At 27.0% G+C, this 8,666-nt stretch carries 9 protein-coding genes and 1 other annotated feature; of the genes, 8 read left to right on the top strand and 1 reads right to left on the bottom strand.

What is annotated here, in order from left to right; genetic code table 11:
• Positions 1-241 precede the first annotated feature (241 nt).
• The 6 genes from RDX53_RS07820 to hpt all read left to right on the top strand — a co-directional run bounded on the left by RDX53_RS07820 (position 242) and on the right by hpt (position 5,069).
• Positions 242-895 (top strand): polysaccharide deacetylase family protein, encoded by a 654-nt coding sequence (locus tag RDX53_RS07820; protein WP_243269628.1) that lies wholly within the window; start codon positions 242-244, stop codon positions 893-895.
• 105 nt (positions 896-1,000) lie between these two features.
• The gene (locus RDX53_RS07815; protein ID WP_195931624.1) at positions 1,001-1,642 is read left to right on the top strand and encodes a single-stranded DNA-binding protein; all 642 of its coding nucleotides are present in this window, start codon (positions 1,001-1,003) and stop codon (positions 1,640-1,642) included.
• 113 nt (positions 1,643-1,755) lie between these two features.
• On the top strand, positions 1,756-1,920 hold the full coding sequence (locus RDX53_RS07810) for a hypothetical protein (protein ID WP_295675750.1): 165 nt from the start codon (positions 1,756-1,758) through the stop codon (positions 1,918-1,920).
• Between the two features lie 162 nt (positions 1,921-2,082).
• Positions 2,083-3,408: a serine dehydratase subunit alpha family protein gene (locus RDX53_RS07805; protein WP_295763382.1), complete on the top strand. Its 1,326-nt coding sequence runs from the start codon at positions 2,083-2,085 to the stop codon at positions 3,406-3,408.
• A gap of 269 nt (positions 3,409-3,677) precedes the next feature.
• On the top strand, positions 3,678-4,439 hold the full coding sequence (locus tag RDX53_RS07800) for a hypothetical protein (RefSeq protein WP_295763380.1): 762 nt from the start codon (positions 3,678-3,680) through the stop codon (positions 4,437-4,439).
• A gap of 90 nt (positions 4,440-4,529) precedes the next feature.
• Complete coding sequence (gene hpt / locus RDX53_RS07795) at positions 4,530-5,069, top strand: hypoxanthine phosphoribosyltransferase (RefSeq protein ID WP_195931628.1); 540 nt, start codon at positions 4,530-4,532, stop codon at positions 5,067-5,069.
• Between the two features lie 67 nt (positions 5,070-5,136).
• On the opposite strand, the gene RDX53_RS07790 is transcribed toward hpt, so the two are convergent.
• Positions 5,137-5,781, bottom strand: a complete 645-nt coding sequence (locus RDX53_RS07790; protein ID WP_330593164.1) for a DUF488 domain-containing protein — start codon at positions 5,779-5,781, stop codon at positions 5,137-5,139.
• Between the two features lie 254 nt (positions 5,782-6,035).
• Positions 6,036-6,285: a binding site (T-box leader), on the top strand.
• A gap of 66 nt (positions 6,286-6,351) precedes the next feature.
• On the opposite strand from RDX53_RS07790, the gene trpS reads away from it, so the two are divergent.
• Together trpS and RDX53_RS07780 are read left to right on the top strand one after the other, a co-directional pair.
• A complete protein-coding gene (gene trpS / locus RDX53_RS07785; protein WP_295763378.1) occupies positions 6,352-7,377 on the top strand; it encodes a tryptophan--tRNA ligase in 1,026 nt (341 codons plus the stop codon).
• Positions 7,378-7,746: 369 nt separating this feature from the next.
• Positions 7,747-8,505, top strand: a complete 759-nt coding sequence (locus RDX53_RS07780) for a hypothetical protein (RefSeq protein WP_307993925.1) — start codon at positions 7,747-7,749, stop codon at positions 8,503-8,505.
• The last annotated feature ends 161 nt before the right edge of the window (positions 8,506-8,666 follow it).

Raw genomic sequence — 8,666 nt, 5'->3', positions numbered from 1 at the left:
TTTTATGATTAGCCATACAATTTGATATAATTTATACTAAAAATTTTTATAATAATATAGATTTTATTAAAGAATTTAAAAAATTGGTTATTTTTTATTAAATATAAAAATAGATTTTTAATATATAGGATTGGAGGAGGATGATATGTTTGCTAGAACGAGGGCTTTTTTAAGCAGTATTATTCTATTTTTACTTGGGTTAGTTTTGGTTTTTTCTTTAGTTTATTGTATAAGGATATTTTTGAACGAGCAAAATGAGGACATACCAATATACAGAGTGGAGACAGATAAAAAAGAAATAGCATTAACTTTTGATATATCTTATAACGAAGGAAATGTAGATAAAATATTAGATGTATTGGATAAATATGATGTAAAGGCGACTTTTTTTGTAGTGGGCAATTGGGTAGATAACAATCAAGATGTTGTGAAAAAAATTCACGACAGAGGACATGAAATAGGAAACCACTCTTATTCACATCCTTATTTTAATGAAATATCAGAGTCAGAGATGAAAACTGAATTAGACAAGACATCTAAGAAGATTAAAGATATAATAGGAGAAGAGACCACATTATTTAGACCTCCATATGGAGAAATAAATGAAAATGGTGTTAAGTACTGTGAATCTTTAGGGTACAAAGTTATAAATTGGGATGTAGATTCAATGGACTGGAAAAATATAAAAGGAATTTATATAGTAGATAGAGTTGCACAAAATACATCACCAGGTTCAATAATATTATTCCATGGAGAAGGCCGTAATATCGATGATTATCTAGATTCAATTATTGCGCATTTTCAAAAAAACGGGTATAAGATGTTAAAATTATCAGATTTAGTATATGACGAGGATTATTACATAGACTCATCTGGAGTTCAAAGACATAAATAATAACAGATACATAAAAATAAAATGTAATAAATATGATTTTTTCAAAATATATTTATAACATATAGAAGATAAAGAAACAATTAACAATTCGGGGGGATAAAAAGTATGGTAGTTATGAAAGACGATACAAATATTGTAAATCTAACTGGGGAACTTGAAGATAATTTAGAATTTAGTCATGAGATATTTGGAGAAAAGTTTTTTAATACAAAGATAAAAATAAATAGATTGAGTGATTCTTATGATATTTTGCCTATGACGATTTCAGAAAGGTTATTACAAGAATTAGACTTTGATAATAACAAGCTTGTGACTGTCTCCGGTCAACTTAGATCTTACAATAAAAATGTAGGTGAAAAAAATAAATTGATTTTAACAGTATTTGTACGAGAAATAAAACCAAAAGAAGAGGAAAATAAAGATCCTAATAGCATTTTCTTGGATGGATATATATGCAAACGTCCAGTATATAGAAAAACGCCTTTAGGTAGAGAAATAACAGATTTATTAGTGGCGATAAATAGACCATATAATAAATCAGATTATATACCTTCTATTGTATGGGGACGTAATGCCAAATTTGCACGAAATTTAAAAGTAGGCGACAGAATACAGATGTGGGGGAGAATACAAAGTCGATCATATGAAAAGAAGATAGATGAAGACACAGTAGTTAAGAAAGTTGCTTATGAAGTTTCAGTTTCAAAAATAAAGAAAATAGAAGAAGACGAAAATATAAATATTTAAGTGTTAAAACTTATTCAAAAGATGTAAAATAGATATAAGAAATATATATGATTTATCCTCTAGTATTAATGGAGGATTTTTTGTTTAAAAAAAGTCAAAAGAGGAGGTTTTTTATGTCAATTAATTATACATTAGTGGCAATTATAATGTTGTTTGTAATTCTTATAAGCATCCAATTTACACTTAATAAAATATTTATGATTTTAAAAGAAATTAGAGATATACTTTTGAACAAAAAAATAAAAGATGATTATAATGAAGGAACTAGAAAATATTAAAGCTATATATTAAAAAAGTTATCCAGACTTAGGACAACGATTTACTACATAAATATATATTTATAGTGCAATATTTCTATTTTATTATATTAATATAAAATAAAATAGGACATGCAAGACGTGATTTTGATTTTTTAGTTAAGTTATTTAGGAGGTAAGATAGTGAGAGATATAAGAAAAGAATTAATAGATATATTAATTGCCGAGGTAAAACCTGCACTAGGTTGTACTGAACCAGTAGCAGTAGCCCTGGCTTGTGCAAAAGCTAAAGAATTATTAGGTGAAGAAATAGTAGAAAATAGAATATTAGTAAGTCCAAGTATTTATAAAAATGGGATGTGCGTAGGTATTCCAGGAACAGAAAGATTAGGACTAAAAATAGCTGTTGCAATGGGATTTGTAGGTGGACATTCTGAAAATGGTCTAACAGTATTAGAAACATTAGATGAAACTCAAGTAAGAGAATCTGAAAAATATATGGATACAACTCCTATAGATATTGTTCCAGCACAAACAAAAGATAAAGTATTTATAGAAGTAGATTTAAGAGGAAAAAATAATATAGCAAAAGTAGTTATAAAAGAAAAACATGACAACTTTATATATTTACAAAGAAATCATGAAATTTTACTTGATACAGGTGAGTACAATCAAGAAGTAGATGCAAAAGCGGCAGATAAAAATACAGTTATTAAAAAAGAAACTTTCATGGACACTACTAATGTAAAAGAAATAGTAAAAAATGTTGAAAATATGGATTTAGAAGACATTAAATTCTTATTAGATGGTGGAAAAATGAATCTTGAAATAGCTGATTATGGTTTAGAAAATAAAGCTGGAATAGGTGTTGGATTCGGTATAAAAAAAGCTAAAGAAGAAGGGTACATGGCTGATGATTTAATGACAGAGGCAATGATGTTAACAGCAGCTGCATCAGATGCTAGAATGGCTGGAATAAAAATGCCTGTTATGAGTTCAAATGGAAGTGGGAATCACGGTTTAACAGCAATACTTCCAATAGTAGCATATAGCAATAAATTCCCTCAAAATGATGAAAAACTAGCAAAAGCATTAGCAATATCACACTTAGTAACTGGATATATTAAAAATTATACAGGGAGATTATCGGCAGTTTGTGGATGTGGAGTAGCAGCATCAACTGGAGCGGCAGCAGGGATTTCTTGGTTAATGGATGAAGATATAACTCATATAAAAGGTGCAATCGAAAATATGATAGCAAACTTAAGTGGAATGATTTGTGATGGAGCTAAAGCTGGTTGTGCACTTAAATTAGCATCAGCAGCATCAGCGGCAGTTCAAAGTGCAATAATAGCAAAACAAGGATTCCATGTTCCACCAAAAAACGGAATAGTTGGAGATAAAGTAGAACAATCTATTAGAAACTTAGGTAAAGTAAGTGATGAAGGTATGACAGTTACGGACGAAGTAATAATAGATGTTATGAATGATATAAATAAGGTAAAATAGTAAAAATACATATAAAAAATAGGTAAATCTTTTAAATGTATTTATTAATTAAAATAGAGGCGAGATAATACTATTCAATCTGCCTCTATTTTTATTGTGAAAATTATAAGAAAATTTAAAAATGGAAAAAATTGCATTGAGTAGAAAATAACTAAATTTACTAAAATTATCATTTTTTGTGTATACTTTACTATGTGAATTATTTAGTTAAAATAACTAATCTAGGGAATTAGCCAGATTATCTAGAGTTTAAAGAGAGGGTTAATAACATGGAGGGGAAAAAAATCCAAGACTATATGAATGATATAGACGAAGAATTTTTACAATCTGAAAGGTTAATTACAAAAAACGGGTTAAATAATTTAAGTAAAAAAAACAAGAAAGCTGGACTAAAAACAATACTACTAATAATGTTTTTTATATGTGTTTGGATATTTACATATATAGCATCAAATAAAAATACAATATTCTTAGCTCAGTCAGTCGGAAATGTCAGTGCTAGATATGTAGAGAGAGCACCAATAATAGAGTATGAGAATAAGCAAGAAGAGTTAAATGAGGAAGAACTTTTCATGAAAAAAAATACTATAATTGCTAAGGGTAGAGTAAAAAATGTTAGGAATATAAGAATTAAATTCAACAATGAAATGATTTATCGTGCAGTAGCAGAAATTGAAATTACACAATCATATAGAGGAAATTGTAAATCAGGTGAATTAATATCTGTATTAATTCCATGCACAATTCATATTGGATTAGATGCTTTAGAACATGAAGTTATTTCTAATTTAAGAGTAGGGATGAATGGAATTTTTATGATGGAAAAGTATGATCAACATTCTTATATCGAAGAAGAGGGCACTATATTATATTTAGAAGACTTGGCTGAATATGGATTTATAGATGCTCATAAATATGGATTTTTAGAAAATAAAGGTCAATTAATATTTGATAGATATACATTTAAAAGTATAGAAAAAGCAACAAAATTAGAGGAAGTTGAATCATACATCAAAAAGATGATAGAATAATTATATAACTATTCTTTGTGACTATTTAATATAGACAGAATTTATTAATCATTATAAAATAGATATATTAACGATTATGGAGGAACAATAATGGATATAGAAAAAAAAGTTTGGGAAGTATTATGTTCTGAAGAGGACTTAAATAAAAGAATAAAAGAATTAGGAGCCCAAATTACAGAAGATTATAAAGATAAAAATCTAATGGTTATATCTTTATTAAGAGGTAGTTTCGTATTTTGTGCAGATTTAGTTAGAGCTATCGATTTAAAAACAAAAATTGATTTCATGACTACACAAAGTTACGGAGATGGTTTCTCTACAAGTGGAAATGTAGAAGTTGTAAACGATATAAAAGGAAGCCTAGAAGGATATGATGTATTAGTTGTAGATGATATAACTGATTCAGCACTTACAATGGATTATGTTATAAGACATTTAAAAGAAAAAAATCCAAAAAGTATAAAATCTTGTGTTTTACTTGATAAACCAAGTAGAAGAAGAGTAGAATTAGTTCCAGATTATTGTGGTTTCACAATAGAAGATAAATTCGTAGTAGGTTACGGATTAAACTATGGAGACCATTACAGAAATATACCATATGTATTTGTTGTAACTGATAAAGATAGATAGTAGTAAATGGGGTAACATTTTGTTACCCCATTATTTATATAAATTAATATTAAAGTTTCATAAATAATTAAATCTTAGTGCTTTTATTGTCTTTTAATTTTTCTATTCTGTATCCGATTTCTTTATTTGCTAGTTTATATCCTTCTTTAATCATATCTTCTCGACTAATAGCATTACCCAATAAAGAATCTATAGTAAGCTGATTTCTATCTTCAAAATATTTTTCAAGAAGCTGTTCCTCTAACTCAGATTGAACTTTTAAATCACCTTCATGCATTATATGTTTTACATCAAAGCCTGCCTTTATTAATTCTTTACCTAGTAATATCGCGCGATGGCATCTAATAGGCTCTTGCATTGCACCAAGCAGTACTATTTTATAATTTTTAGAGCAGCCAACTTTTAATCTTTCTATTCCTCTTTTAAATTCATCTTCTAAAATTACTTTATCAAAATCTGCATATCCTTCATCATTATAGCTGACTTTAGTTTTTCTTTTTGCACCAAATTCATCAGCCATATAGATATATGTATATCCTAAATTTTTTAGAGTTTCGTGGAGAAATTCTTTATTATATTGAGTGTTATATTTTGAGTAAGGGGTAGATCTTATATCAACTACACAATTTATATCGTATTTTTTTAATATTTCTATAAACTTATCAAACGGATAATTAGAATGACCTAATGTATAAATTTCTATTTTAACCACATCCTTAATATATTTTAATTATATAAATATAATACCCCAATTTTAATATGAAATTTTGAAAAATAGTATTAGCTAATTGATTTTATTTAAAGATAAACATAAAAACTCAAATATAAAAATAGAAAAAATTTAAAAATTAAGCTAAAAATAGAATTTTTATTGTAAACAATGGCAATACTTATTAATAACATATAGTAAGTAAATTTATTGACAATTAAATTAAAAAATAATAATATTAAAATATAAATTATAAAATAAATCCATTGATAAGGAAGAGTAATTAAGTTTAGGTTCGATATAGAGAGTTGAGGATGGTGGAATCTCAACAAGAAAGAATTTAATGAATGGGCCTTTTAGGAGTAAATTGAAATCTTTATGAGAGTAGACTTTACCGTGTGTTGCACGTTATAGCAACTGAGGTATTATATAGTACTGATAATTAAGTGATGTATTTTTTAATACATAATTTAGGTGGCAACGCGGATATAACACTCCGTCCTATAGTTTTAGGACGGAGTTTTTTATTATAAAAATATTTAAGACGTATCAACAATATAAGGAGATGAAAAAATGAGCAAAAAAACTATATTAACAGGGGATAGACCTACTGGAAAGCTACATTTAGGACATTATACAGGTTCTCTTAAAAATAGGGTATCTCTACAAAACGAAGATAAATACAATATGTTCGTAATGATAGCTGACCAACAAGCATTAACTGATAATGCTAAAAATCCAAAAAAAATAGTAGATAATTTATTAGAAGTAGCTATGGATTATATGGCTGTTGGATTAGACCCAACAAAAACAAATTTATTTATACAATCTCAAATTCCAGAATTAGCAGAGCTTACAATGTACTACTTAAACTTAGTAACAGTTTCTAGACTACATAGAAACCCAACTGTAAAATCTGAAATACAACAAAAAGGATTTGGAGAAAGTATACCAGCAGGTTTCTTCATATACCCAGTGAGTCAAGTTGCTGATATAACTGCATTTAAAGCTGATTTAGTTCCAGTTGGAAATGACCAAAAACCAATGATAGAACAAACTAGAGAAATAGTAAGAAGTTTCAACACTACATACGGAGATGTATTAGTTGAGCCAGAAGGAATGTACCCAGAAGGAATAGCAGGAAGACTTCCAGGACTTGATGGAAAAGCAAAAATGAGTAAATCATTAGGAAATGCTATATACTTAAGTGATGATGCTGACGAAGTTAGAAAAAAAGTAATGTCAATGTTTACAGATCCAAACCATATAAGAGTTGAAGACCCAGGTTGTGTTGAAAATAACGCAGTATTCACATACCTAGATGCTTTCTGTAAAGATAAAGATGCATTAGAAGAAATGAAAGCTCATTATAGACGTGGTGGACTTGGAGATGTTAAAGTTAAGAGATACTTAAATGACATATTACAAGCTGAATTAGATCCAATCAGAGCGAGAAGAAAAGAATTAGAACAAAATCCAGATTATATATATGAAATTCTTAAAAAAGGTAGCGAAAGAGCAAGAGCAGTAGCAGCTCAAACTTTAAGCGAAGTTAGAGATGCTATGGGAATAGAGTATTTTAAAGGAATGAACTTCTAATATAAGTTTAAAAAATATATGACAGATAATAAAAGCTATAGTTATAACTTATTAGGCATAATAATTTTAACTATAGCTTTTTTTATAATATATAGGAAATTATATTTATTTAAAAGCTCTATATTAGATATTTTTAAGTATAAAATTTATAGGTGGATAATTTTTTTAATAATTACTTATGAATAAATTTTTTTATAGGTTAAAAAAAGTGTATTTTAGTATATATTTCGACAAAATTCGCTAATAAATATATGATATAATCGTGGTTGGATTTTGCGAAAAAGGGAATTATTTTTAAATATAGATATAAATATATAAGTATTAAAAATTATAGAATTTATATCTATAAATCAAAAGGAAGGAAGAATAGTGAATTTTCTTGATCAAACTACAATAATTAAAAGTATAGGGGGATTGAGCAAAAATCTATACAAAAAGAAATTGGATACAGTTGGATTTATTTTATTATCATTATTATTAGGCGCAATTTCTTTATTTATTTTTTCAGCATGTGCAGTGTCTGAAATGAAAATAGAAAGCGGGAATATACCATATTTCTGTTCTATGATTGAGATTATAAAAACTATAATCATCTTAATGTTAACTATAAAGATTTTATTGACAAAATCAGAAAGTGAAAAAGCTAAAAAGTATATTTTAAAAGATTTAATAACATGGATAATAACTTTTATGGCAATAGTTATGATAGCTAAATTAGTTGATATATTGGTTATTAGAAATTTTAAGTTATCATTTTACAATATAATTGGAAGAACAAATGAATTTGCATTAGTAAGAGCAGGGATAATATACCTATCTTTAAGCATAATACTTTCAATATCGATATATTTATTAGGATATAGAATATTTAGTTTTATTAAAGACAATAGGAAAGTATCTATGTTAAGTACTTTAAAAAGCTTTTTTAGAAATATAATAGCAATACCAATTTTCTGGGTATTAGCTAAAAGTATACAAATTTTAAGTTTAATTTTTATAGTGAAACATTACATATTATGTGGAGCTATATGTGCGATGACAGCTTCACTATACTTAGCATTAGTTGTATCTACAGCTTATGTAAGTGTAGAGAATGAACTGCATAAATACGATAAAAATATATGCTAAATTAAGAGAGTTTATTTTATGTATCAAACAGTACATCATAATATAAATTTAGTTTATGAAAGAAGGTAAGTTTGATGAAAAGAAATAGAAGAAAAAGATTGAAGAATATTTTAATTTTAGTAGGCATTGTTATTTTATGTGTATATAGTTTCAAGAAGATA

The sequence above is a fragment of the uncultured Intestinibacter sp. genome (genome assembly GCF_902468165.1).
Lineage (GTDB): Bacteria > Bacillota > Clostridia > Peptostreptococcales > Peptostreptococcaceae > Intestinibacter.
Note: the sequence above shows the minus strand (reverse complement) of the source record. Positions and strands in the feature narration are given on the sequence as shown.